The following is a 22,092-nucleotide window of genomic DNA, read 5'->3' as shown; positions in this document are numbered from 1 at the left end:
GTCCAGCAGAACATCAATGAAGATTACACTTCGTAGACCGTTCTAAATTGGACTTGTCCACTTTTCCGGAAGACTTGCTACCTTCAACCGGAAGCAAATCCGCACAGGCACGCTCCAGGTAAGGGTCAGCATGGATGAAATCACGGAACGCAGTGTATTCGCTCCACATTTCCTTCATTTGCCCCGCCTGACCGCGAACGGCACGAATCAGAATATTTTTCGGTGTATTCTCCAGATCGATGAATTCGAGTAATTGTGTCTTGTATCCCATCAGATCGAGCAGTTTGGCGCGAATCGCATCCGTAGCCAGTGCTGAGAAACGCTCCTTCAAAATCCCATGAGACAAGAGCGGATTCATCACCGAGGATTCGACCTGGTCGTACAGCTCATGCTGACAGCAAGGTACTGAGAGAATGACGGACGCTCCCCAGCGTACCGCTTTTTCCAGTGCAGCATCTGTAGCCGTATCACAAGCGTGGAGGGTAACCACCATATCCACTTCACTCAGCTCATCATAATCCGCAATGTCACCAACGAGGAATTTCAGATCCCCATAATGAAGGCGTCTGGCCAGATCATTACAGTGTTCAATCACATCTGCCTTCAGATCAAGACCGATGATGTGGATTGAACGCCGTTGCTGAACCGACAAATAATGATACAACGCAAAGGTTAGATAAGACTTGCCGCAGCCAAAATCCACGATTGTCAGCGGGCGTCCTTCCGGTAAATGTGGAATAACATCCTGTACCATCTCAAGAAAACGGTTAATCTGTCTGAATTTATCGTACTTGCGTGCAAGCACCCGTCCTTCCTCATTCATAATTCCAAGTTCAACAAGGAAAGATACCGGAATGCCCTCCTCAAGTACATACTGCTTTTTGCGATTATGTGACAGATCCACTGCCGTTTTGGACGGAGATTTGGTCAGAATCGATACTTTATATTTTTTACTGATCAAAATTTGATAATCCGCCTCTGCTGTACAGAGTAGTCCCTGGCGAAACGTCTCTTCACATAGCAAAGTCATACGCTCCTCTGCTTCAGCCGGGGTCAAATTCTCATGCAGCACTTTATTGGCATAATGAAAAGCAAATTGATAATGAAGCTGATTCTTCAGCGTAACCGGCTTCACCTGCACTTTGGTAAACGAGACATTGTCCCGTCTGCGCAGCTGACTCCAGGTCGCCGTGATCAGCGAGTTCTGTTCAAAAACATCTTGTATAAGCTTTCGCAACGAATCCACGGGGTACATCTCACTTTCGGTTTGGTTTGGTCAACCGTTACCATACCATAATTTTTTTCCGTCTCCAAGTGAACGGACTGCTCATCATATGTTAAGTCATAGGTTATTTATGAGCTCAGTTATAGGCTAAGTTAAAGGTTTTGTCGCTTTTTTGAGTTGTTTTGAGTTGTTTTGAGTTGTTTTGTGTTTAACGCTGTGTCTCTCTCGCTTTGATCTGTGCAATAGCTTCTTCGACCTCGTCTCGAGGCAAACCGCCGCGTTCAAGCTGTTCGTCGGTAAGATTGATCAACCTCTGATAAAAGGCTCGTACATCCTCCTCGTACTGTACCGGATAGTCCACGCCAAGATGCAATAATCTGTACCAACCATTTTCTGCCGCATCATATCGCCCCTGTTGTTCCCGATACAGCGCAAGCTGTTTTTCCGTACGAGCAGGAAGCTCATATCCCTGAATTTGCTCAATGACGCCTTCTACACGTTCGGGCGCTTGCAACAGTTCGCGATTAGCACCATGATTCAGGGCGTACAGGTAAAAATGTAATGCTCGCATCAAACGAACAAGTGCCGCATCCTGTGCATCCATTTTCTCCTGGTCATCTATCCCCTCTACTCTGGCCTTCTCCTGATAAATATAGGCCTCTTCCTCGATAAGTCTCGCTGCTTGCTGCAGATTGTCCACCTCAATAACGCCACGAAAACGAAACATGTCGATAACATCCTCTGCAGGCAGGGAATTCAGCAAGGACAAATTCATGCCGAATTGTCTGCGCATCATCTCATCCAGTTCTGACAAGGCTTCTGTATGTTTTCGTTGCTGCCTAAGCGTAAACGCCTTGCCAATGGCCTCTGTCATTTCCTCCATCATGCGAACCAAATAATCCTTCCTGAACATCCGTGTCCCCCTCACTTCTCTCTCATCGATCACGTTCTGTATCTGTTCCCATATACATTATTTTAATTCATGCCGTAAAAAAAAGCGAAAGTCTGGCTTCTTCCGCTGTTTCTCAGACCAGACAAAAACAAATAAAACCCCTGTCTGTCCATATGGACAAACAAGGGCTTATATTACAAAGTTTGTCCGAGGCACTTCATCGGACACCTGCTCATTTTCAACTAACATACCGCGTTATACGGTTCCTATTTCCCTCTAAACATTTGCATAATTTCACGCAGTTAGTCAGATAAACCTGCCATGAATTGTTTAATCACCTGAATCAATTCTTCCGGCGCTTCATACATGCTCATATGTCCCGCACCAGCAATTGTGGCCTGAACTATATGCGGCTTATCGCTAGTAAACGTTCGTTCTGGAGGAACGACTCCGTCCTTCTCCCCTGCAACAAGCAGTACCGGCAGTGGTGTAGCAGACAGCACATCTCGGCGATCCGGACGCTCGCGCATAGCCAGTGCAGCACCTATTGCACCTTGAGGTGCAGTCTGATAGCCAATCTCCTTCACACGATTCACTTGAGCGGATAAGGATTCCACATGATCTGGTGCAAACAAACCTGGGACCAACCCGTCCACAAAATTCACGATACCTTCTGTCTGAATTGTAGATACCGCCCGCAAACGTTTCTCCTTCGCTTCGTCACCATCCGGGAATGCTGTTGAATGGATCAAGCCAAACGCATTCAAACGTTCAGGGTGATGTTGCGCAATCGAAAGTGCGATGTATCCACCCATGGAATGTCCAAGAATTGTTGCTTTTTCCACACCTAGCTCATCTAGCAGTTGCAACACATCATTGCCCATTTGTTCGATGGTGTAACTACCTGTCGGTGCATCCGTTTTACCGTGTCCACGCAGATCAGGTACGATACAACGATAGTTACGGGCCAGCTCCGGCACGACTTCATCCCAATAAGATGAGCTGCCGCAGTATCCATGAAGCAATACCAAAGCTTCTCCGTTACCTTGCTCGGCATAACATATCGTCGTCCCATCACACATAACTTTTTCCATATTCATCCCTCTTTCTGCGCGAATTAAATTTTTCGGTTCTATATTATTAAGCATTCAGCTCATAAATGAAACGTTTCCGACTCCCAAGCCTCTGAGATCGCATCGGCGATCGATCGTGACATCCCCATAATCAGGTACAATGAAGTCATCTGTAAAATCGAATACGGCCTCGGTCCATTAGCATTGACCACTGCGGCTACACTGTATTCTCCAACCTCTGGCAGATTACCACCAACCGATTGAGCCGGACGCAGGGCCGTTCCAGATACATAGTAGGTTCCGGTAGCATCTTTCGGGCCTAAGCATGCATCAATTGCAATAATCGTATGGTGTGCCGGAATATCCCCCAGCCTTTTTTCGAGTGTATCTGCATCACAAGGAGCCGCCAATGTGCCGATCACATGAGGTATACCACGCTCCTCTAGCAGAGTTCCAGTCATCGGTCCGAGGGCATCTCCGGTGGAACGATCTGTACCGATACAGAGAAACGTAATTTGATCCAGAGAATTGAGCTGGGAGATATCCTTGAAAAACGGAGCAAGATGGTCTCCAGGTACGGCTTTACGCCTTCCACGGTTCTGTTGCCGAACCAGTTCTCGTTTGTATAAGGCCAAGCTTGAGTCCCTCCAATGGTATAACAATATTCTTGGGCCATTCTAGTACAACCTGTTCCCTTTACTAGTTTACTTTATTCTCACATTGTAACCGATGCTCCGCTCCCCGGCAAAATCATTGGCTTGTCCCCTTCAAGTCATGCTACAATAGCAGGAGTTTCCGAGAGGGAAAGGATGAAGTGAACGATGGATTTGACGAAAGCAACAGCAGAAAATATGGAATATATGATTGAAGCAATCAAGACCAAGCTGCGGATGGCCAGTGGTGCAGCTATGCAGGCTTCAGCGTTCCCGCTTGAAAAATACGAAGATCTCTTCGATCTGTACGAGATGGTTATGAGCAAAGAACATCTGAGCATTTCCGAGGTGGAAGCTGTTGCTTCCGAACTTGGTAATCTGCGAAAATAAGCAGCTTTCTTTATCCCCTGCCTCCACAACTGGCAGAAAAACACAACAAAAGAACCTGAATTACATCGGAGAACAGATGTAATTCAGGTTCTTTACTTTTCGATAGTTTATTTCGCTTTATTCAGGCTAGTTCATACCCTGTCTTTTAGACATCAATCAAGGCAGATCAACAAGCACAAATTCGGCAGGCTCACTGCCTGCACTTGTCATTTGCAGATCACAGCTTTTGCGGATTCGAGCTGCATCTCCCGGCTTGAGATTAAAATTCCCATCGGAACACTGAATTTCGAGATGCCCGTTGATGAGAAACAGGTGCGTACGCCGCTCCTCGTGTTGCGGGTACATTAATTTCTTGCCAGACTCTAACTTAGACAGATAACAGGTTACGTCCTGGGCAATAGGGAGCGAATCTTCTTTTGTCATCCCACCCGGTTGGTCTGACGTACCAGACACGATCGGGCAGAGTCGATTCAGATGTGCTGACTCCTCTATTTTACGATAAGCATAAGAGGGCTCCAGCTTTCGCTGCGAAGGCAGAAACCACATTTGCAGGAAACGCACCGATTCATCAGTGGCAGGATTGGTTTCAGAGTGCTCCACACCTGTACCTGCACTCATCACTTGAACCGTGCCTGCTTCCAGAAGCTGTTCTGTGCCCATACTGTCTGTATGCTTAAGCGTACCTGATATCACATAGCTGACAATTTCTAGATCATGATGTGGATGTTTCTTAAAGCCTTCCTGCGGCATCAGTATGTTGTCATTATGAGCTAACAGACAACCAAAATGTGCATTGCTTGGGTCATCATAATCGGCAAAGGAAAAGCTGAATTCACTGTGTATCCAACCTCGATCCGACGTGTGCCTTTCTTCCGATGTCACTACTTTAATCATATTCATCCACCTCCAGAGGATTGGAACTGCGCTATGACAGTAATCCATGCGTGTTCAGAATTGTATAGGTCAATACCCGTTGGTATGTGATCTTTACCCGGGGTCCCGTCATTCTAATCACGTTCCTTCTAAAGGTTACATGCTATCCTTTTATGAGTGGAGTACAAATTCACTATCCATTCTCCCCACGAGGGTCCCCGCATCATTACGAATATCGGCAGGAAACACTTCAGCCAAGCGTTCTATTGTTTTGGAATTAGAATAGTTCAATTGCTTCAATATGGATTGTACAATGGAGGCCCACTCTTCCTCAGATCCATCCAGCACTTTAAATGTGATGCCGAGTCTTTCTTTTTTCAGTGCAAATCCAAATACACCCTTGAATCCACCCTTGGCAACAATATTATCGTCTTCCAGAAGTACCGAGTCCACTCGATGTGTACCGCCAACCATCAGAGGGTGCTGATTCATCGCAGAAGTGATGGTCTGTACAGCAATACGTGTAGCTTCATCAGCAATCAGATCGGGACATGCAAGCTTGAGATATGCATTCGACAGTGCAGACAGTGGTAGTGAAAATACCGGAAAGCCGCATCCATCTACTCCAAGTTGAATCTCTTTCTCTTCAATGTCTGCTAGACCAGCCAGTGTTGTGAGAATTTCCCGCTGCACTGGATGATCCGGCTGGGCATAACTGTCCAAATCAAGATTTTTCATCTGACTATAACCCAGAATCCCGAGATGTTTACCGGAACAGTTATGCAATATTCTCCGTTTCTCTCCTTGTGCTCGAAGCCAATTATTTCGGCTTTCTTCGTTAAGCGGGTAGCTTGGTGCACAAATCAGGCAATCCTCACCCAGCCCGATTTTATCGGCTAAATGCTCCAGCACTCGAATATGCTCCGGTTCTGATCGATGAGAGGATGCCATAATGGCAATCTCCTGTGCCTCCAGGCTATAATGCTGGTCGATTCCAGCTCGAATACCAGGGATCGCCTGAAACGGTTTGGCAGATGAACGTGTAAAAGCTCTAAATTGAGGATCACCGACCGAATATACAACCTGGCCATGTTCATCTGTAATACATATGTGTCCGTAATGAGCGCATTCCAACACGCCTGCACGGTATTCTTTAACTAACAGGGCACTCTCCATCCAAGTTTTCTCTCCTTCGTATTGCCAAAATTCATGTCTATAAGTTGAACTACTCGTAAAACCCAATTCATCTCTGCTTTGCTTCACGGCGCAGCATGGGATATCCTCATTAGTATAGTACAAAATCGACCATTTTACAGTTTTTTCGACAGCTGTTTCGGGTATAGTTTTATCAGCCTCATTGGAGGACTACGCTTTATTGAAGGAGACATTTCTTATGCTTCGCCATTCCCAACATCTCTCACTTAAACAATCACATATCGTCATACTCTTGAAATACATTCTGGTAGCCTCATCGTTAAGTGCTTTCATTGTTTTGTTATTGGCTGGTTTGGGAGCTTGGCTAGGTCTGGATCGATTGATTCAGCTGGATCGTCACATACAAGACATGTTCTACCTCCACTCACAATCTCGTCAATCTCTGCTGCCATACACTTCCTTCATCACAGCGCTAGGCTCATTCAAAATTTCCGCGTTCGTCGCAATAGGAATGGCATTGTTATGCTTCGTACAGCGTCGTCCCACGACCACTCTATATGGATATGTCATCTGCATAAGCTTTGCGATGATGTGGATATTGAACACTTTGCTAAAAGAAATTTTCAGACGAAGCAGACCTGAATTGGATCACCTTCTTGTTGTGCACGGATATAGTTTCCCCAGTGGCCATGCTATGATTTCAATGGGATTTTACGGCATGCTTTTTGTCATTTGGACCATGGAATGGAAGAAGCGAGGCATCTTGGGACGATGGATTCCTGTCTCTTGCAGTATTCTATTTATTCTGCTGATTGGTCTAAGCCGAATCATGTTAGGAGTTCATTACCCTACTGACGTACTGGCGGGATTTTCCTCTGGATTCGTCTGGATTCTATGTTGGATTCAAGGAATGAAACATTTCCGTTAGTGTCCTTGATCTTCTTGTTCCAGTTTATTCGTCTTGTAGTTAGTTGTTTCACCTTGTTGCACGGCGTTTATATACGAAGTAAGCAAACGCGAACAGACAACATCCTGCATCAAGTTGTAAAGGAGGCGGTTGTTATGTGGGGCATTATTATAAGCATTGTCATGGCGGTCATAATTGGTTTGATCGGGGATGCACTTGCCGGTCATAACATGCCGGGTGGCGTAGTTGGCGCAATGATTGCCGGATTTGCCGGAGCCTGGTTGGGAGCACTTTTGCTTGGTAACTGGGGACCAGTTATCGGTAACTTCGCTGTCATCCCCGCCATTATTGGTACAGCCCTCTTTGTTTTCTTGCTGGGGCTTGTGTCCAGACTGCTAAGACAGGCTGCCTGAGTCGGGTTAGACGGTGTTCGTTGTTTCGTATTTGTGTCTTAAACTAGAGAAGGAGTGATTGATAATGAATAAAGTAGAAGAGCAATATCCTGTACAAAGTGGTTCGACTTTTGCCAAAGGTTTGTTCATCGGAGGTTTGTTGGGTGCTGCCGCGGCTCTACTTTTCGCACCTAAACCAGGACGAGAACTGCGCGGCGACCTTTCTGAAAAGGTAGGCATGATGACGGATCGCACGAAAGAAGTAGCTACGGTTGTGGGAGACAAAGCTTCTGAACTGGCTAGAACCGTATCATCCAAAACTTCGGATCTGGCGAGAACTGTGAATCAAGGCCGTAATGACGTTATGGATTCTGTAAGAAAGGCATCTGCAGATGTTGCTGAAGAAGCAACCCGTGCATCAGAAGAAGTGGCTGCCGCTTCCGCTGAAGCGAAGGAAGATGCACGTAAAGAACTGAACTCAACCAGCCTGTAAGATGGCTGGATTGAGCAAAAAATAGCCAGCTGCAATCAGCTGGCTATTTTTTATCCAAAGCGAACGGAGGAATCTTAAAATGAGTAAAGTCACAATGAATGGGAATTCCCCATTAGCAGGTGGGCCCCCTGCACAGCAGTATGATACAAGTGAGCATCCCTTTGAATTACGGCATGAAGTCAAACGGCTAAATACACGTCTCGATCAGATCGCTGACAGTCTCGAAAGAGCACAGATCAAAGATATCATTGAAAATTACAGTAACCCCAAAAAACGAATAATTACTAATTTTACGGCAGGTATGGCTCGTGGACTCGGATTAACTGTTGGTACATTTGTTGTGCTCGGTTTGCTTGCTTTTATTCTTAGCCAATTCGTCAACATGCCCATCGTAGGCCAATATATCGCTGATCTGCTGGGTTATATTGAGGATTACAAAAACTAAGAAGTGAACCGCGGTTTATAACATCATCGCGGTTCACTCTTTTCTCTGTCCCGGTTTGCTGGAGCTGAAGACTGGGCAGACCTTACCTTCAATAAATCTCCCGTCCATCCTTTCATCATCATCCATAAATACATGCCAACCATACAACAGATGATCAGACCAATGACCAGCACCACTCCCCAGGTCTTGTCAATGAGAGGTAGATTCTCAAAGTTCATTCCCCAGATTGCACCGGCAGCCGTAGCCGGCGTGAACACGGAAGTGACTATCGTCAGTGTTTTCATGATCTCATTACCACGTACACCGGATATCGCATTGTCTATTGAGATTAAGGTATCAATCTCCTTCTCATAGTGTTGGAAAAGGCATTCCATCCGTTCAACCCGATACTGAAGCTGCTGATAGTAACGATTTTCTGTAATTTCTTGAAGATAGGCTTCTCGGCAAGCAGCCATCAATTCAGTATAGGGAATAAATAGATTGTTCCAGTACAGCAATTCAAAACGTGCCGCCAGAATCTGGTCCATCAAAGTACGTGCATTGCGGGTCTCCATTCTTCGCTCCAGATCCCGCAGATTCATCTCAAAATGATCCATCCCTACATGAAAATAATGAAGAATCGCCCGAAATAGTACAAACATGCCTTCTCTCGCATGCGTGCATGCCCGCAGCATCTGCAATCGTTCCTCAGACTTCATAATTCCCCTTGTATTATCATCCAGATTAATCGTAACCAGATGGTGCTTATCCACATAAAAGTACATCTGATTCCCAATCCGTGTATCCTCTCGTTTATTCTTCACAGCGTACAAAAAGGAACCAAAAATGATCGGTTCATTCCCGTTCATGTAACGCACGGATAGATAATTGGATTCCACTTCCGGAATTTTGCTAAGCCAGTACGCCATATCCGGAAATGTCGCCGTTAAGTCTTGAAGTACACTGTCCATACTATCCGAATCCGGAGCTACCCAATCCCACCATTGCCACTCCTCAGAGCAAGATAGTTGATCTCGGCGAGCTTCCATTTTGATATGTTCCACCTGCTTCCCCTCCCTAACCATTCCGTTAATTTGCTTCCCCGCTTCCTCTAGTCAATTCAAAAAGGACACGTATGCAATTCGTGCAATACCGTGTCCTTATTAAGCCGTATTCGGGCAACAATAGGATTGATCTATCATAACATTGAAGCGTCAGACATAATCTGCTTCAGTTTCTCCGTAGCCCGTTTTTGTATTCGAGATACGCTCATCTGAGACACGCCCAGCTTCTGGGCAATTGCTCGTTGCGACTGTCCATCTTGGAACGCCAAAATAAGTACTTTCTGCTCTTGCTCCTTGAGCTGTCCTAATGCCTGTTGCAAATCCATCCGTTTTTCGACCGAATCGAAATCATTCACATCCGCACTGATCAGTTCACCTAGTGTCGCTGCACTGTCATCTTGAGATAACGGGGAGTCCAGAGAAACATAGTGATAACACTCACGTCCAGCCAGAACTTCAATTGTTTCCTCCGGTGTAAGATCGAGATATTCAGCGATCTCATTAACCCCGGGCGAACGTTCCAACTTTACCGTCAGCTCATCTATCGCATGTTGCACTAGAGCTCCCTTTTCCTTAATTCTTCTTGGTACTTGAATGTACCATGACTTGTCCCGAAGATAATTTTTCATGTGACCGATCATACTTTTCATAGCATAAGGTTCAAATGGAATTCCTAAATTAATATCGTATTGCTTCAGCAACCGAATTAAAGCCATTTGACCCGTCTGATACAAATCCTCGTAAAGATCTGGTCGATTTCGGGCAATTTTACCTGCAGCCATCTTGACCATTGGTTCATATTTGCGGATTAGAACAGTAGCGATTTCGTTGTCTTGTGTTTGCTGGTATTCCCAGATCAAACCAATCGCTTCAGACATGGACTCTGGTGGAGTCACTTTCTCATTCATACTTTCTCCTCACTTTTTGCAAGACGTTTTACGAGTACTACTTTCGTACCTTTGCCCGTCTCACTTTCAACACTGACATCGTCCATCAGGGCTTGCATCAGGTAGAATCCAAGTCCGCCAATCTGAGCGTCTGTCAGTTCTTTATCATGAAGTCCAGAACGTGAGACAGCAGGGTTCACATTCTCGAAGCTGGCACCTTCGTCTCTGACAGTAATAGCAAGCGTTTCGCCATCTACTTCAAATACGACTTCAACCATGCCACCTTCATGAGAGTAGGCATACAATACGGAGTTGTTACAAGCTTCGGACACAGCAACCTTCATATCCTCAATGTCTTCATAAGAGAAGCCCATTTTGGAAGCAACACCATATAAATTAAGTCTTACAATATCCACATATTCAGCTGTGGCCGGTAAATTCAGAGTGATTCGTTGAACTTCTGCATTCATTCCTTTTTCGATCCTTTCCTATTGGGAATTCTTCTGTGTAACAAAGAATTTGGCTATACCCGTCATATCAAAAAGTTTCTGAATTTGCGCAGGAACTTCCTGTACTTCAAAGCGAGCTTCCATTCCGTGTCTGGCCTTGAGAACAGATAACAGGATACCAATCCCTGTGCTATCAATGTACTTGAGATCTTTCATGTTAATAATTAGATCTTGCTCCTTATTGTCCACGAGCGGTTCCATTACCAAACGAAAGTCAGGAGCAACCGACAAATCCAGTTCGCCAGTCAAATACACTGTGCTTACACCGTCATGTGTCTCGGTTCTTGCATTGAATTTTTCATTTTTATTTGTATTCATTAGACATCTCTCTCCTGATTAATGGTTTCCTTACCTTATAACCCAACTTACCCACAAGTGAAACAGGAAACATAACTGGTAAACGTTTCAATTGGCCTGATCCATCGCTGAAGCACCTGGATTAACGACCTGACGCTTCTTCTGGAAATGGGCAAGCTTCTGTTTCACACTGCCCATCTTCACAGGCTTGCTGATATAATCATCCATCCCCGCTGCCGTACAGCGTTGCTGTATACCTTCCATTACGTTAGCCGTCATAGCTATAATGACAGGCTGACGCTTCTGAGGTACGCTCTCTCGTATGCGCCTTGTACATTCCAAACCATCCATCACTGGCATCTGTAGATCCATAAAAATAAAGTCATACGATGACGAGCTCTTCAACACCATGTCCAGTGCTTTCTGACCATCTTCTGCAATATCCGATAGAAACCCCAACTTGTGCAGCATAATCGCCATCAACTTCTGATTGATGGGATGATCATCTACGATTAGAACCGTAGGATGTTTATCCTCAGTTTGTACACTCGTTAACTTCTCTTCGCCATTGCCTTGCACCAATTCTTTCTCAATATAACGCTTGGCCTGAATGGTAAATACAAAGGTAGCTCCTCGCTTTTCCGATGTGTCCAGATAAATCTGCCCGCCCATCATCTCCACCAGCGTTTTACAGATGGCAAGGCCAAGACCCGTTCCGCCATATTTTCGTGTCATGGACGTATCTAGCTGAGAGAACGGTTGGAATAGGCGATCCACTTTTTCTGCAGCAATGCCTATTCCCGTATCTTTGACAGCAAACTCCAAAGACATCTCTCCATCCTTTTCTTCATTTACGGATACAATCAGATATACACCACCATGGTCTGTAAACTTCACGGCGTTGGCAATTAAATTAAGTAACACTTGACGAAGGCGTGCCATATCCCCATAGATTAATTCAGGTACGCAATCTTCAAGGAAATAGTCCAGCTCCAGATTTTTCTTACCCGCTTCTGCGGCGAACAAGCCCAGTACTTCCTTTATGCAAGAAACGAGTTCGAAAGGATGCTCTTCCAGCTCCATTTTGCCAGATTCCATCTTGGTAAAGTCCAGAATGTCATTGATCACCGTAACGAGTGCATCAGCACTGCGACGAACAATATCTACGTACTCCTTTTGATCTTCCTTCAGCTCGGTTTCCATCAACAGATCCACCATACCAATGACTCCATTCATCGGGGTACGAATTTCGTGGCTCATCATGGCCAAAAACTCGGTTTTGGCGTTAGCAGCGATCTCGGCTTCTTCTTTAGCCTGCATCAGTTGCTGATTCATCTTTTCCAGTTCCTGCGTCTTCTGATGGAGCAGCATCGTCTGTGTCTTCAGTCTTTTATTCGAGATAAACATCTCCACAAAACCCTCAATTTTGGACTTCAAAATCTGGGGTATAAACGGTTTAACCATATAATCAATGGCTCCTGCTGAATAACCCGCAAACAGATGCTCGGCCTCTCTGCTATTCGCCGAAATGAAGATGATCGGTACATCCTTGGATTTATCTCTTGCCTTGATTAATTTGGCTGTCTCAATCCCATCCATTCCAGGCATCTGCACATCGAGTACTATGACCGCAAATTCATCTTTTAGCAGACAACGGAGCGCCTCTTCTCCGGAATTTGCTTTGACGAGTTTGTACTGCTCTGATTCCAGAACTGCTTCGAGCGCAAGCAAGTTCTCAGGGCGGTCATCTACCAACAATATGTGAATTGGTTCATTGAGCCCCATAACTAAGCCTAACCCCCTATTTAATCTTCCGGTATATTTTTTCGGTCCGGTCTAATGGCTCATAGGCATCACTATATTCTGTAAAATGAATGGATTCTTTCGCCCCCAGAACAAGTATGCCGAAGTGACTCAAGCTCTCATGAAACAGCCCGTGCACGTGGTTCCGCAGTTCATCATTGAAATATATCATTACATTGCGGCAGAAAATAACATTAAACTCATTAAATGACCGGTCTGTTGCCAAGTTATGTTCAGCAAAAATAATATTTTTTTGAAGAAACGGGTGAAATATAACCGAATTATACTTTGCAGTATAGTATTCAGAGAAGGCTTTTGTGCCCCCTGCTTCCAAATAGTTTGTCGTGAATAACTTCATTTTCTCAATACCGTACACGCCTTCTTTGGCTTGTTGTAATGAGCGGTCATTCATGTCCGTTGCATAGATTCGGGCCTTGTCATATAGCCCTTCCTCATGCAGCATAATCGCCATAGAATACACTTCTTCGCCCGTAGAGCAGCCGGCATGCCATATCCGTATATACGGATAGGTTCTCAGAATAGGAATGATCTTTTCTCGAAACATACGAAAAAGGGATGGGTCACGGAACATTTCCGTTACAGGAATGGACAGATTTTGTACAAATCGTTCAAATGATGAACGATTGTGCAGTACCTTTTCCTGCAGCCCAGATATGCTCTTCACCCCTTCCGCATGTGCATAGTGCCATATTCTACGTCTCAGGGATGGCAACGCATAATTTCTGAAGTCATACCCATATAGTCGATGCATTCCTTCCAGCAGCAATTGAATCTCGATCAGTTCACGCTCTTCTTCTTGCGGTATACGGATCGGATCTGCTCCCGTCTCGTTAGGTTCCCACGATGTCATAACTTCTCTCCACTTCATCATTGGTTACTTGCGTATTCGTTATTGTCCTTCATTACCCAAACAACACACCTACGAATACAGCCAAACCCGCATTAATGATAACAATTGATCCGTTTGGATCGGTTTTTTTACATAATCGGAAGCTCCGGCCTCAATACACTTCCCGCGATCCTCTTTCATCGCCTTGGCTGTGAGCGCAATAATCGGCAACTTCTCGAATTTCGGGTTCTGTCTGATCCGTGTCATCGCTTCGTAACCGTCCATCTCTGGCATCATCATATCCATCAGCACCAGATCGAATTCCGGATTTTTCTCTAGTGCTTCCAGAGCCTCGCGTCCGTTCTCGGCAAACGTAACATCCATACGGTACCCTTCAAGCACACTGGATAATGCAAACACATTTCGTATATCATCATCAACAAGCAGTATCTTTTTGCCTTCAAACAAGGTTTCTTTATTATGCAGCTTCTGCAAAATACGGCGTTTATCCTCGGGCAGGTTAGCTTCTACCCGATGCAGGAACAGCGTCGTTTCGTCGAGCAGACGCTCTGGTGACTTCACGTCTTTAATAATGATCGATTCTGCATATTTTCGAAGCTTCATCTCTTCCTTTGAATCCAGTTCTTTCCCCGTATAAATGATAATAGGCAGATCATTCAAATACTCATCATCACGAATCTGGTCCAGCATCTCGAAACCAGTCATATCTGTCAGCATTAAGTCCAGCACCATGCAGTCATAACGCTGGCTGTGCAATTCATTCAGCGCCTCCTGACCTGTAGATACGGCTGTAATAACAACATCATCATGACCAATCAACTCAATGATGGCTTTACGCTGAATCTCATCGTCTTCCACAATGAGCAATCGTTTCAACTGATTTTCTGTATAGGATTTAATTTGAGAGAACGCTTTGTCCAATGCTTCTTTGCTAGATGGCTTTTTAAGATACGCAATGGCACCCATCATCAACCCTTGTTTCATATCATCTACAACCGAGATGACATGCACTGGAATATGACGTGTTACTGAACTGCTCTTCAATTCACCCAGGATCGTCCATCCATCTATAACAGGCAGCTGGATGTCTAGTATGATCGCATCAGGCAAGTGCTCACGAGCCATCTCCAGTCCGGTATCCCCTTGAAGAGCAACTAACGCCTTAAACCCTCGCCCTCTAGCCATATCCATTAGAATTTGAGCAAATTTCACATCATCCTCAATGATCAACAGTGTCTTGTCACCTTCCTGGATCAGATGAAGGTCATCTTCAATCCGGCTGATCTCTGGACTGCGTGCAGAAGGTACTTCCGTCAAACGACCTCGTTCCGGGTCTGGTGCAAGAATGGTCTGTTGGGCCGGACGAACAAGCTTCGTAACTGGTTGCTGCTCTTGAAGTTCTTGTTGTTGTTCAGAAGATACCGCAGCTTCTCTAGCTGCTACTTCCTCTGCACGTTCAGCTTCTTCATGGTTATCTGGAAGGAATAATGTGAAGGTACTTCCCACCCCTTCTGAGGATTCCACATGTATTGCCCCGCCAAGTAACCGAGCCAGTTCGCGGCTAATCGACAAGCCGAGTCCCGTACCGCCATATTTTCGACTAGTTGTTCCGTCTACCTGTTGGAATGCTTCAAAGATCAGATCGGTTTTGTCGGACGGAATGCCAATCCCTGTATCTTTGATGCTGAATCCGAGGTATTCCTGATTCGTATTCAGATATCCAGGCAATTCCTCTGGCTTCATACGCCGTGCAATCAGACTCACTGAGCCCCGATTCGTGAATTTGAATGCGTTCGACAATAGATTACGTAAAATTTGCTTGACCCGATGACTGTCCGTATAGATCCATTCAGGCAGTGAGCTGTCAAAACGAATATTCAGATCCAGTTCCTTCTTGTTAGCCATTGGGCTAAAGTTCTGGGTGACAAAATGAGTCAACTCATCCATTCGAACAGTCTCATAGTTGATGTCCATCTTGCCCGCGTCCACTTTGGACAGGTCCAAAATTTCATCAATCATCTTCAGCAAGTCTGCACCCGACATATAGATGGTTTGAGCATACTCTTGTTGTTTGCTGCTGAGGTTACCCTCCTTGTTCTCCGACAATAACTGAGACAATATGAGCAAACTGTTGAGAGGCGTTCGCAGTTCATGCGACATATTTGCCAAGAATTCAGACTTGTACTTGCTGGTCATCGACAATTGCATCGCTTGTTGTTCCAATTGTGTCTTTGTTTTCTCGATTTCGTCATTTTTCTCTTCCACTTCGCGCACCTGTTCCTCAAGCGCCCGCGTCTTAGCGATCAACTCTGTGTTAAAATGCTCCAGTTCCTCCTGCTGGCGTTGCAGCAGTTCCTCAGAACGTTTAAGTGCATCGGTCTGTTCTTCCAGATTCTCATTGGAGCGGCGCAGTTCTTCTTGTTGTGTCTGCAATTCCTCCGATTGCACCTGCAATTCCTCGGTCAGAGCCTGGGATTCACGCAACAGCTCCTCCACACGAAGACGCCGGCGAACGTTATTAAGAACGACGCCTAAATTGGAAATCAGTTGACCAAATAATTGCTTTTGTATCTCACTAAAAACTTCGAAAGAAGCCAGCTCGACGACACCGATCAATTCATCTTCAAACACAACTGGATAGATCATAATGCTCGCAGCCCGTCCCGAACCTGAAGCAGAACCGATGCTCACATATTCATCAGGTGTATGGTCCATCACAATCGGATTCATATCGAGTGCAGCTTGACCAATCAGTCCTTCTCCGATCCGGTACACCTCTTTGCCAAGCTCTCCATTCTCTTCAAATGCATATGAACCGTAACGTCTCAATTCATCCGGATGTTTTTCTTCATCAATCAGATATACGACGCCCAATTGAGCACCTAGAACAGGTGTGAATTCACTAATAAACATCTGAGAGATTTGACGAATGGAGCCGATTCCCCGGAGGAGTTCTGGCACTCTTGCAATGTTGGAACTCATCCAATTCTGATCCTGTTGAGCCTGCACATATGCTTTCTCGATCTCCATCTTTTCTTCCAGATCATTAGAGACTTCTTTGAAAACGGTAGCTATCTGACCGATCTCATCGGTCGACTTAATTTGAATTCGGCGGATCGTTTTATATCGCCCTTTGCCAAAACTCGTAATCATCATTGATACTGTATTCAACCCACGCGTAATGCTTGGAAGCACCCACAGAATGATTCCCAAGGCAAGTAATAATCCAGTGGTCATAATAATGATCGTCATCTGAACTGCCCTGGTATAGGCGGCATGAGCATCTTTGATCTCGGTGTCAATCTCTTGATCCTGGTAACGAGACAATGCATTCAAGCTGTCCACTGCTTCCTTCTGAACGGCAAGCCCGGTGGAATTACGATAGTTATTTGCATCCTCCACTCGATTCTGGGCCATCAAACTAATTATTCTTGTGGCATAACTCGTATAAGCATCCCACGCATTATTCACACGATCGACGAGTTGATGCTCGGAAGCGGTATCTGCCCTTTTCCTTACTTCCTCCAAATAACGGACACCTTGTTCCTTCATCTTGTTCACATCAGTTTTAGCCGAACTGATCGAATTGTTCGGGTTAAGTAACAAGTTAGCCAGCACTTTGGCAATATCATTGACTTCCCCACGTGTTGACGATGTAAAACGTACCTTAAGATAGCGTTCTTCATAAATCTGATCAATCCGTTCATTACTGCTGTTCAGCCGTTCATAACTCACAAAGGTGAGGATGATCATAATTGCCATCAAGGCGGTGAAACCAATCAGCAGTTTATTCCTGATTTTCATTCTGTTACCGCCCCTCTATCCAATGTAATCCACACCAGACATTTATCATCGTCCCGTTCCGGATTCAATTCGTCATCAAAAAACAACTTTTGCATCGCTTCTTCGTTCCATGCATGGGAGCCTTTTAATTGTTCTTTCAAGAACTCGATCTGCTGCTCCTGGTCACCCTGAACGGCTTCAAGCAAACCATCTGTATAGATGGCAATGTGTCCATCGCCCTCGTAATGAATGGTCTGAGGCTCGATATCCATTTTGTCGAACAAGCCTACAGGGCAGCATACGCTGTCAAATGACGTCACGCTACCATCATTACGGAAGAATAGAGCCGGAGGATGCCCTGCGTTTACATAATCAATACGTTTCATTCGTGTGTCCACAACTAAATAGATTGCCGTAAAGTAATACTGCACCAGCTGTTTTCCCAGTTGCAGCTGATTAAAACGACGATTCAGCTCCTGAATAACTTTCTCCGGATCTACATACGTTGTTACCGTATCTTTGAGAACGGATGCAATAAACATCGTGAATAAGGAAGAAGATATGCCATGCCCCATCATATCGAGAAGTAGTACGCCGTACCGTCCTTCACCAAGTGGAAACCAGGAGTAGAGATCGCCTGCCAGCTCAAAGGATGGCTTATAGATGGCATGTACTTGGAACAATGGATCTTCGATCGGATCACTAAGCACAGCACTTTGCACCATCGCTGCAAGTTTCAGCTCATCCTGAATCCGCTGGTCACGCTCCTTGTGCCAGTCTTTCTCCTGTTTCAGACGTAATGCCAGCCGAATTCGAGCCATCAATTCCACTTTGTTAATCGGCTTCGTCACATAATCAGATGCCCCCGCATCGAGTGCTTCGGCCAGCTTCTTGGAATCACCTATGGCAGTCACCATAATGATGGGGATGTCTTTCAAATTATCGTACTTTTGGACAATACTGCAGGCTTCAATTCCATCCATCTCAGGCATCATCATATCCAGCAGAATCAGATCAATATCCGACGGTTTGGGACGCAGTACGCTGTTCTCTTCACCGATCCCCAATATTTCGAACATATCTATAGCTGAACTTGCTGTCACAATATCACGATAATTTTCTTTCTTCAAAATTTCTCGAATGATAATAACATTAGTCGGATTGTCGTCAACAATAAGTATTCTCATTTCTATCTCCTTATCTTTGGCGTCCGGGTTTGTCGATTAGTATCTATCAACGAACAACCTTATTTATACAAATTTTGCATTCTGAGAGACAGTAGACATAACAATTACTAGTATAACTATAATGAAAAAACCAAAAAAGAACTATCTGAAAATAACACCATAAAGGTGGTTCCCCTTCAATATATTATCGTTGTTGATTTGTTCTTGATTTGTTGCTGATCTGTTCTTGCATCGTTCGTTGCAGCCCTAACATCATACCTAGTCTAGAACTTGCAAAAACATAGATAAGGAATGGGGTTAACCCCATTCCTTATCTATGTTTTTGATTAAGCCTTTTCGGGTTCACCGGGGGCGTTAACCTCAGTGTAGTACCCGATTACAAGCTTTGAATGTCAGTCTATCTTTTTGGCAATCACCATTACTTTGCCTTTATCCAGCTCACTCTCGTAAAAATCAGCTTCAGCTTCTGTAAAGCCCATCGATACAATCTTGGCCCGAAGTTCATCTCCGCGTGAACGGAACAGATTGGCCATGGAATCAAACAACCCTTCCTCCTTGATGCCAATCTCTTTAGCATCTGCCGTATCAGCAATGCGATCAGTACGATCCTTCTCATGGGCAAGCACGAAGATATGATCAGCTAAGTATCCAGTAGCCTGCAATTCTTTCACCGCTTCTACTGCTTGAACTCCGTTTTCTACCACTTTGGCAAAAGCCTTTTCGTTGGTTGAATTCATCGTTTCCACTCTCCTCTGATTTAATCTTCTATATCGAGCTCCTATAGTATATAACCCTAGGGTGATACGTTGAAACGCAAGTAGCAATCATTTGATTCAAGTCACTGTAGCATCAAATAAATCAACACCTTCGATCTCACTGGAACCCGGTCTCATATACACTTTGATAGCATACGTGCCACGAATGTACACTTCGCCATCCTCCGCAACATAATAAGGTTCGCCCAGCGCTTGGTGAATAGGTTCGATATGCATCGGGATAGACTTGCCATTCAAATTCAAGTAATCATGTGAACCATCGACATGTACATATTGAATAATGTCTGTATCTTCACATACCCCAACATGCACATTTTGAAACTGATATTCTGGGCATCCCAGATAAGGATCTTTTTTAATATCAATCGGCTCGCCCATTTTATTAAATAACTCGTGCTTTCCACTCTCCAGTGAAACGCCATTCAGAGTCCGAAAGTGCTCGAACGTCTCGGGATGATCAGTAGCCAAATTCAGTACTGGCATCTGCTCCTCCATTACCGTCCATTGCATGTCGTGAGCAGCAGGGGTTGCTGCCGGTTGAACGGAAAAGGGAGAAATTACGCTAAACATCGTCACTAGCAATAGTTTCATCATGATTCTCACCCTTTCATCAAGTTCATCACCGCTCTGAAGACTTCACCAGAATTCAGAATACGGTCATGTTATTTACGCATCCGTTGCCAGATATTAGCCGCAATATCAATATAATTCATCCAGTCCTTGCCCCCCTTAGCTTTATCTTGATATGTAGCTTTGTAGGATTGCACTGTGCGCTCCGCTTGTGTTGCAGGTGGAGCTGTTACCTGATTGGACTCTGGGGTTTTAGCTGCCTTGGATTGTCTCGTCTGAAATCGGGTCATCAGTGTAGTGGACACCTGCTTGGCTGCTGCGGTCACTTCACTTAGCACTTCTCCCAAATTCTCAACCGATTCCATCACTGGATCAATTTTCTTCATTTTGTGCTGCACATCCGCAGTGATATCATTCGCATGCCTTACTGTCTGTTTCACTTCGTAACTGAGCTCATCAATGGTCTTTTGTACTTCTTGAAGGGTCTGGGACACATTGTCCAGTGAGCTCTGAGCCGATTTCAATGTACGAATCAAAAAGAAAACGAGTACTGCAAACGCCACTGCAATCAGGGCTACGCTGATTTGATAGATCATAAAAAAACCTCTCTTTCCATGTTTGCATTCGGTTTTGTTATTGCTATAGTTACCCGAGCCTTTCTCGGGCGAAACAAAAGAAAATAGTTATCCAGTGAAGTATAGAAGTAGAGAAAAACACCATGTTTCAAGTCATTTACACTCGGTTAAGGTTAGACTACACAAGACAGTGAGGCAGAACACCTCACGCCATAAACTATAACACGAAAGGATGAATTCTCATGTTAAAATGGTCTGTCATTTTCCTGGTTATTGCACTGGTTGCTGGAATCTTCGGATTTTTTGGAATTGTTGAAGCAGCTGCTTCCATTGCCAAAGTACTATTCTTCATCTTTGTTGTCCTTTTCATCATCTCTCTTATTACGGGACGAAGCCGAATGCGATAACGTGTTGATATCTAAATGAATATCATCTGAGAATTACATACGAAAGCCGATGGAGCCTCTGGGCACGTCGGCTTTTGTGCGTTCATATACAGGTGTATATGCCTATTTTTCTATATTTATGTATTACACTCCCTTCTGCTTTATTCCATCATAAACCATCGAAGAGTCCTGAAAAAACAGGACTTTTTTTATATAGCCAGCCTTGTTTTATACCACAGAAGTATGATTTTTAAGGATTTTCTATATACCCACAGATGCGTCCGTTGACTCTGGAGGATAAAAGAAAATATTGTTATAATTTGTGATTCATAGGTAACCTGCTTGGTTACTTTTAACACAGGGCAACAATACTACATATTATCCAAGGAGGAAAAACAAATGAAAAAAATCGTAAGTTTTGCCGCTGCATTAACATTGGTGGGTTCTATGGCTGCTGCTGCAGGAGCAGAAGAAGCAGCTAATGGTACGGTGACTACGCCAACATCCAGCACAGAAGCAACGACAACAACACCTGCTGTTGAAGTAAACAAACCCGTTGTTGAGACTGTAGAAGGCAAGGTAGAAACCGTAACAGGCAGCACCTACAATGCAGATGGAAGTACACCTGCAACACCTGACGTGAAGTTTGATGAGCCACTGGTAAAACCAGGTGACGAAGTCGTTAAGCCAACGATGCTGCTCAACTTGTTGGAGCGCACTTGGTTCTACGACGCACCGAATGGCAAAGCAATCGGAGCTCTTGGCGCACAGGTTATTGACACTACAGGTGAAGTTGTTGATGGATTCGACGGTGGAGAATGGGTTGAAGTGTACACTTGGAAAGGCAAAGCCTGGGTTCACGTTGCTATCCAATAATAGGGTATAATCATTCTTAACATAAGTAAAG

24 protein-coding genes are annotated in these 22,092 nt (G+C 44.7%); 7 read left to right on the top strand and 17 right to left on the bottom strand.

The window, feature by feature from the left end; all coding sequences use genetic code 11:
* Nucleotides 1-13: 13 nt before the first annotated feature.
* The 4 genes from PQG66_RS21775 to yyaC all read right to left on the bottom strand — a co-directional run bounded on the left by PQG66_RS21775 (nucleotide 14) and on the right by yyaC (nucleotide 3,825).
* The gene (locus PQG66_RS21775; protein ID WP_272039924.1) at nucleotides 14-1,255 is read right to left on the bottom strand and encodes a class I SAM-dependent methyltransferase; all 1,242 of its coding nucleotides are present in this window, start codon (nucleotides 1,253-1,255) and stop codon (nucleotides 14-16) included.
* Between the two features lie 178 nt (nucleotides 1,256-1,433).
* Entirely contained in the window at nucleotides 1,434-2,138 is a 705-nt protein-coding gene (locus PQG66_RS21770; protein ID WP_272039923.1) for a DUF6483 family protein, read from the bottom strand.
* Between the two features lie 281 nt (nucleotides 2,139-2,419).
* A complete protein-coding gene (locus PQG66_RS21765; RefSeq protein WP_272039922.1) occupies nucleotides 2,420-3,211 on the bottom strand; it encodes an alpha/beta fold hydrolase in 792 nt (263 codons plus the stop codon).
* Nucleotides 3,212-3,270: 59 nt separating this feature from the next.
* Entirely contained in the window at nucleotides 3,271-3,825 is a 555-nt protein-coding gene (yyaC, locus tag PQG66_RS21760) for a spore protease YyaC (protein WP_272039921.1), read from the bottom strand.
* 186 nt (nucleotides 3,826-4,011) lie between these two features.
* Between yyaC and PQG66_RS21755 the strand changes: the two genes are divergently transcribed.
* Nucleotides 4,012-4,233 (top strand): DUF1128 domain-containing protein, encoded by a 222-nt coding sequence (locus tag PQG66_RS21755; protein WP_272039920.1) that lies wholly within the window; start codon nucleotides 4,012-4,014, stop codon nucleotides 4,231-4,233.
* Nucleotides 4,234-4,389: 156 nt separating this feature from the next.
* Here the strand turns inward: PQG66_RS21755 and PQG66_RS21750 are convergent, their stop codons facing one another.
* Nucleotides 4,390-5,127 (bottom strand): pirin family protein, encoded by a 738-nt coding sequence (locus tag PQG66_RS21750; RefSeq protein WP_272039919.1) that lies wholly within the window; start codon nucleotides 5,125-5,127, stop codon nucleotides 4,390-4,392.
* A gap of 150 nt (nucleotides 5,128-5,277) precedes the next feature.
* The gene (locus PQG66_RS21745; protein WP_272039918.1) at nucleotides 5,278-6,282 is read right to left on the bottom strand and encodes an asparaginase; all 1,005 of its coding nucleotides are present in this window, start codon (nucleotides 6,280-6,282) and stop codon (nucleotides 5,278-5,280) included.
* Nucleotides 6,283-6,499: 217 nt separating this feature from the next.
* Here PQG66_RS21745 and PQG66_RS21740 point away from each other — a divergent pair, with 217 nt between their 5' ends.
* The 4 genes from PQG66_RS21740 to PQG66_RS21725 all read left to right on the top strand — a co-directional run bounded on the left by PQG66_RS21740 (nucleotide 6,500) and on the right by PQG66_RS21725 (nucleotide 8,498).
* Entirely contained in the window at nucleotides 6,500-7,189 is a 690-nt protein-coding gene (locus PQG66_RS21740) for a phosphatase PAP2 family protein (RefSeq protein ID WP_272039917.1), read from the top strand.
* Nucleotides 7,190-7,323: 134 nt separating this feature from the next.
* On the top strand, nucleotides 7,324-7,581 hold the full coding sequence (locus tag PQG66_RS21735) for a GlsB/YeaQ/YmgE family stress response membrane protein (protein WP_272039916.1): 258 nt from the start codon (nucleotides 7,324-7,326) through the stop codon (nucleotides 7,579-7,581).
* Nucleotides 7,582-7,645: 64 nt separating this feature from the next.
* Nucleotides 7,646-8,053: a YtxH domain-containing protein gene (locus PQG66_RS21730; protein WP_272039915.1), complete on the top strand. Its 408-nt coding sequence runs from the start codon at nucleotides 7,646-7,648 to the stop codon at nucleotides 8,051-8,053.
* Nucleotides 8,054-8,132: 79 nt separating this feature from the next.
* Nucleotides 8,133-8,498, top strand: coding sequence for a DUF5665 domain-containing protein (locus PQG66_RS21725; RefSeq protein ID WP_272039914.1), 366 nt, complete (start codon nucleotides 8,133-8,135; stop codon nucleotides 8,496-8,498).
* Nucleotides 8,499-8,521: 23 nt separating this feature from the next.
* On the opposite strand, the gene PQG66_RS21720 is transcribed toward PQG66_RS21725, so the two are convergent.
* From PQG66_RS21720 to PQG66_RS21670, 11 genes are all read right to left on the bottom strand, one after another.
* A complete protein-coding gene (locus PQG66_RS21720; RefSeq protein ID WP_442955155.1) occupies nucleotides 8,522-9,526 on the bottom strand; it encodes a magnesium transporter CorA family protein in 1,005 nt (334 codons plus the stop codon).
* Nucleotides 9,527-9,675: 149 nt separating this feature from the next.
* Nucleotides 9,676-10,449: a sigma-70 family RNA polymerase sigma factor gene (locus PQG66_RS21715; RefSeq protein WP_272039912.1), complete on the bottom strand. Its 774-nt coding sequence runs from the start codon at nucleotides 10,447-10,449 to the stop codon at nucleotides 9,676-9,678.
* A complete protein-coding gene (gene rsbW, locus PQG66_RS21710; RefSeq protein ID WP_272039911.1) occupies nucleotides 10,446-10,898 on the bottom strand; it encodes an anti-sigma B factor RsbW in 453 nt (150 codons plus the stop codon). Before rsbW ends, PQG66_RS21715 begins: the two co-directional genes overlap by 4 nt.
* A gap of 18 nt (nucleotides 10,899-10,916) precedes the next feature.
* Entirely contained in the window at nucleotides 10,917-11,255 is a 339-nt protein-coding gene (locus tag PQG66_RS21705) for an STAS domain-containing protein (RefSeq protein WP_251511831.1), read from the bottom strand.
* Nucleotides 11,256-11,342: 87 nt separating this feature from the next.
* A complete protein-coding gene (locus PQG66_RS21700; RefSeq protein WP_272039910.1) occupies nucleotides 11,343-13,019 on the bottom strand; it encodes a response regulator in 1,677 nt (558 codons plus the stop codon).
* A 16-nt stretch (nucleotides 13,020-13,035) separates the two neighbouring features.
* Nucleotides 13,036-13,908, bottom strand: a complete 873-nt coding sequence (locus PQG66_RS21695) for a CheR family methyltransferase (protein WP_272039909.1) — start codon at nucleotides 13,906-13,908, stop codon at nucleotides 13,036-13,038.
* A 69-nt stretch (nucleotides 13,909-13,977) separates the two neighbouring features.
* On the bottom strand, nucleotides 13,978-17,712 hold the full coding sequence (locus PQG66_RS21690; RefSeq protein WP_272039908.1) for a response regulator: 3,735 nt from the start codon (nucleotides 17,710-17,712) through the stop codon (nucleotides 13,978-13,980).
* Nucleotides 17,709-18,878, bottom strand: a complete 1,170-nt coding sequence (locus PQG66_RS21685; RefSeq protein ID WP_272039907.1) for a PP2C family protein-serine/threonine phosphatase — start codon at nucleotides 18,876-18,878, stop codon at nucleotides 17,709-17,711. The genes PQG66_RS21690 and PQG66_RS21685 overlap by 4 nt, the downstream gene beginning before the upstream one ends.
* A 392-nt stretch (nucleotides 18,879-19,270) precedes the next feature.
* Nucleotides 19,271-19,615 (bottom strand): general stress protein, encoded by a 345-nt coding sequence (locus PQG66_RS21680; protein WP_272039906.1) that lies wholly within the window; start codon nucleotides 19,613-19,615, stop codon nucleotides 19,271-19,273.
* 96 nt (nucleotides 19,616-19,711) lie between these two features.
* Nucleotides 19,712-20,248, bottom strand: coding sequence for a hypothetical protein (locus PQG66_RS21675; RefSeq protein ID WP_272039905.1), 537 nt, complete (start codon nucleotides 20,246-20,248; stop codon nucleotides 19,712-19,714).
* 68 nt (nucleotides 20,249-20,316) lie between these two features.
* Complete coding sequence (locus tag PQG66_RS21670) at nucleotides 20,317-20,820, bottom strand: DUF948 domain-containing protein (protein WP_272039904.1); 504 nt, start codon at nucleotides 20,818-20,820, stop codon at nucleotides 20,317-20,319.
* 221 nt (nucleotides 20,821-21,041) lie between these two features.
* Here PQG66_RS21670 and PQG66_RS21665 point away from each other — a divergent pair, with 221 nt between their 5' ends.
* Together PQG66_RS21665 and PQG66_RS21660 are read left to right on the top strand one after the other, a co-directional pair.
* Entirely contained in the window at nucleotides 21,042-21,206 is a 165-nt protein-coding gene (locus tag PQG66_RS21665) for a DUF1328 domain-containing protein (RefSeq protein ID WP_272039903.1), read from the top strand.
* A gap of 378 nt (nucleotides 21,207-21,584) precedes the next feature.
* The gene (locus PQG66_RS21660; protein WP_272039902.1) at nucleotides 21,585-22,061 is read left to right on the top strand and encodes a hypothetical protein; all 477 of its coding nucleotides are present in this window, start codon (nucleotides 21,585-21,587) and stop codon (nucleotides 22,059-22,061) included.
* Nucleotides 22,062-22,092: the final 31 nt, after the last annotated feature.

This window comes from Paenibacillus sp. JJ-100 (assembly GCF_948329825.1).
Taxonomy (GTDB): domain Bacteria; phylum Bacillota; class Bacilli; order Paenibacillales; family Paenibacillaceae; genus Paenibacillus.
Note: the sequence above shows the minus strand (reverse complement) of the source record. Positions and strands in the feature narration are given on the sequence as shown.

Bases quoted from the DNA above. Each gene is read 5' to 3' on its own strand.
- PQG66_RS21775 (WP_272039924.1), bottom strand. From the start codon at position 1,255: ATGTACCCCGTGGATTCGTTGCGAAAGCTTATACAAGATGTTTTTGAA.
- PQG66_RS21770 (WP_272039923.1), bottom strand. From the start codon at position 2,138: ATGTTCAGGAAGGATTATTTGGTTCGCATGATGGAGGAAATGACAGAG.
- PQG66_RS21765 (WP_272039922.1), bottom strand. From the start codon at position 3,211: ATGGAAAAAGTTATGTGTGATGGGACGACGATATGTTATGCCGAGCAA.
- PQG66_RS21755 (WP_272039920.1), top strand. From the start codon at position 4,012: ATGGATTTGACGAAAGCAACAGCAGAAAATATGGAATATATGATTGAA.
- PQG66_RS21750 (WP_272039919.1), bottom strand. From the start codon at position 5,127: ATGATTAAAGTAGTGACATCGGAAGAAAGGCACACGTCGGATCGAGGT.
- PQG66_RS21745 (WP_272039918.1), bottom strand. From the start codon at position 6,282: ATGGAGAGTGCCCTGTTAGTTAAAGAATACCGTGCAGGCGTGTTGGAA.
- PQG66_RS21740 (WP_272039917.1), top strand. From the start codon at position 6,500: ATGCTTCGCCATTCCCAACATCTCTCACTTAAACAATCACATATCGTC.
- PQG66_RS21735 (WP_272039916.1), top strand. From the start codon at position 7,324: ATGTGGGGCATTATTATAAGCATTGTCATGGCGGTCATAATTGGTTTG.
- PQG66_RS21730 (WP_272039915.1), top strand. From the start codon at position 7,646: ATGAATAAAGTAGAAGAGCAATATCCTGTACAAAGTGGTTCGACTTTT.
- PQG66_RS21725 (WP_272039914.1), top strand. From the start codon at position 8,133: ATGAGTAAAGTCACAATGAATGGGAATTCCCCATTAGCAGGTGGGCCC.
- PQG66_RS21720 (WP_442955155.1), bottom strand. From the start codon at position 9,526: ATGGAAGCTCGCCGAGATCAACTATCTTGCTCTGAGGAGTGGCAATGG.
- PQG66_RS21715 (WP_272039912.1), bottom strand. From the start codon at position 10,449: ATGAATGAGAAAGTGACTCCACCAGAGTCCATGTCTGAAGCGATTGGT.
- rsbW (WP_272039911.1), bottom strand. From the start codon at position 10,898: ATGAATGCAGAAGTTCAACGAATCACTCTGAATTTACCGGCCACAGCT.
- PQG66_RS21705 (WP_251511831.1), bottom strand. From the start codon at position 11,255: ATGAATACAAATAAAAATGAAAAATTCAATGCAAGAACCGAGACACAT.
- PQG66_RS21700 (WP_272039910.1), bottom strand. From the start codon at position 13,019: ATGGGGCTCAATGAACCAATTCACATATTGTTGGTAGATGACCGCCCT.
- PQG66_RS21695 (WP_272039909.1), bottom strand. From the start codon at position 13,908: ATGACATCGTGGGAACCTAACGAGACGGGAGCAGATCCGATCCGTATA.
- PQG66_RS21690 (WP_272039908.1), bottom strand. From the start codon at position 17,712: ATGAAAATCAGGAATAAACTGCTGATTGGTTTCACCGCCTTGATGGCA.
- PQG66_RS21685 (WP_272039907.1), bottom strand. From the start codon at position 18,878: ATGAGAATACTTATTGTTGACGACAATCCGACTAATGTTATTATCATT.
- PQG66_RS21680 (WP_272039906.1), bottom strand. From the start codon at position 19,615: ATGAATTCAACCAACGAAAAGGCTTTTGCCAAAGTGGTAGAAAACGGA.
- PQG66_RS21675 (WP_272039905.1), bottom strand. From the start codon at position 20,248: ATGATGAAACTATTGCTAGTGACGATGTTTAGCGTAATTTCTCCCTTT.
- PQG66_RS21670 (WP_272039904.1), bottom strand. From the start codon at position 20,820: ATGATCTATCAAATCAGCGTAGCCCTGATTGCAGTGGCGTTTGCAGTA.
- PQG66_RS21665 (WP_272039903.1), top strand. From the start codon at position 21,042: ATGTTAAAATGGTCTGTCATTTTCCTGGTTATTGCACTGGTTGCTGGA.
- PQG66_RS21660 (WP_272039902.1), top strand. From the start codon at position 21,585: ATGAAAAAAATCGTAAGTTTTGCCGCTGCATTAACATTGGTGGGTTCT.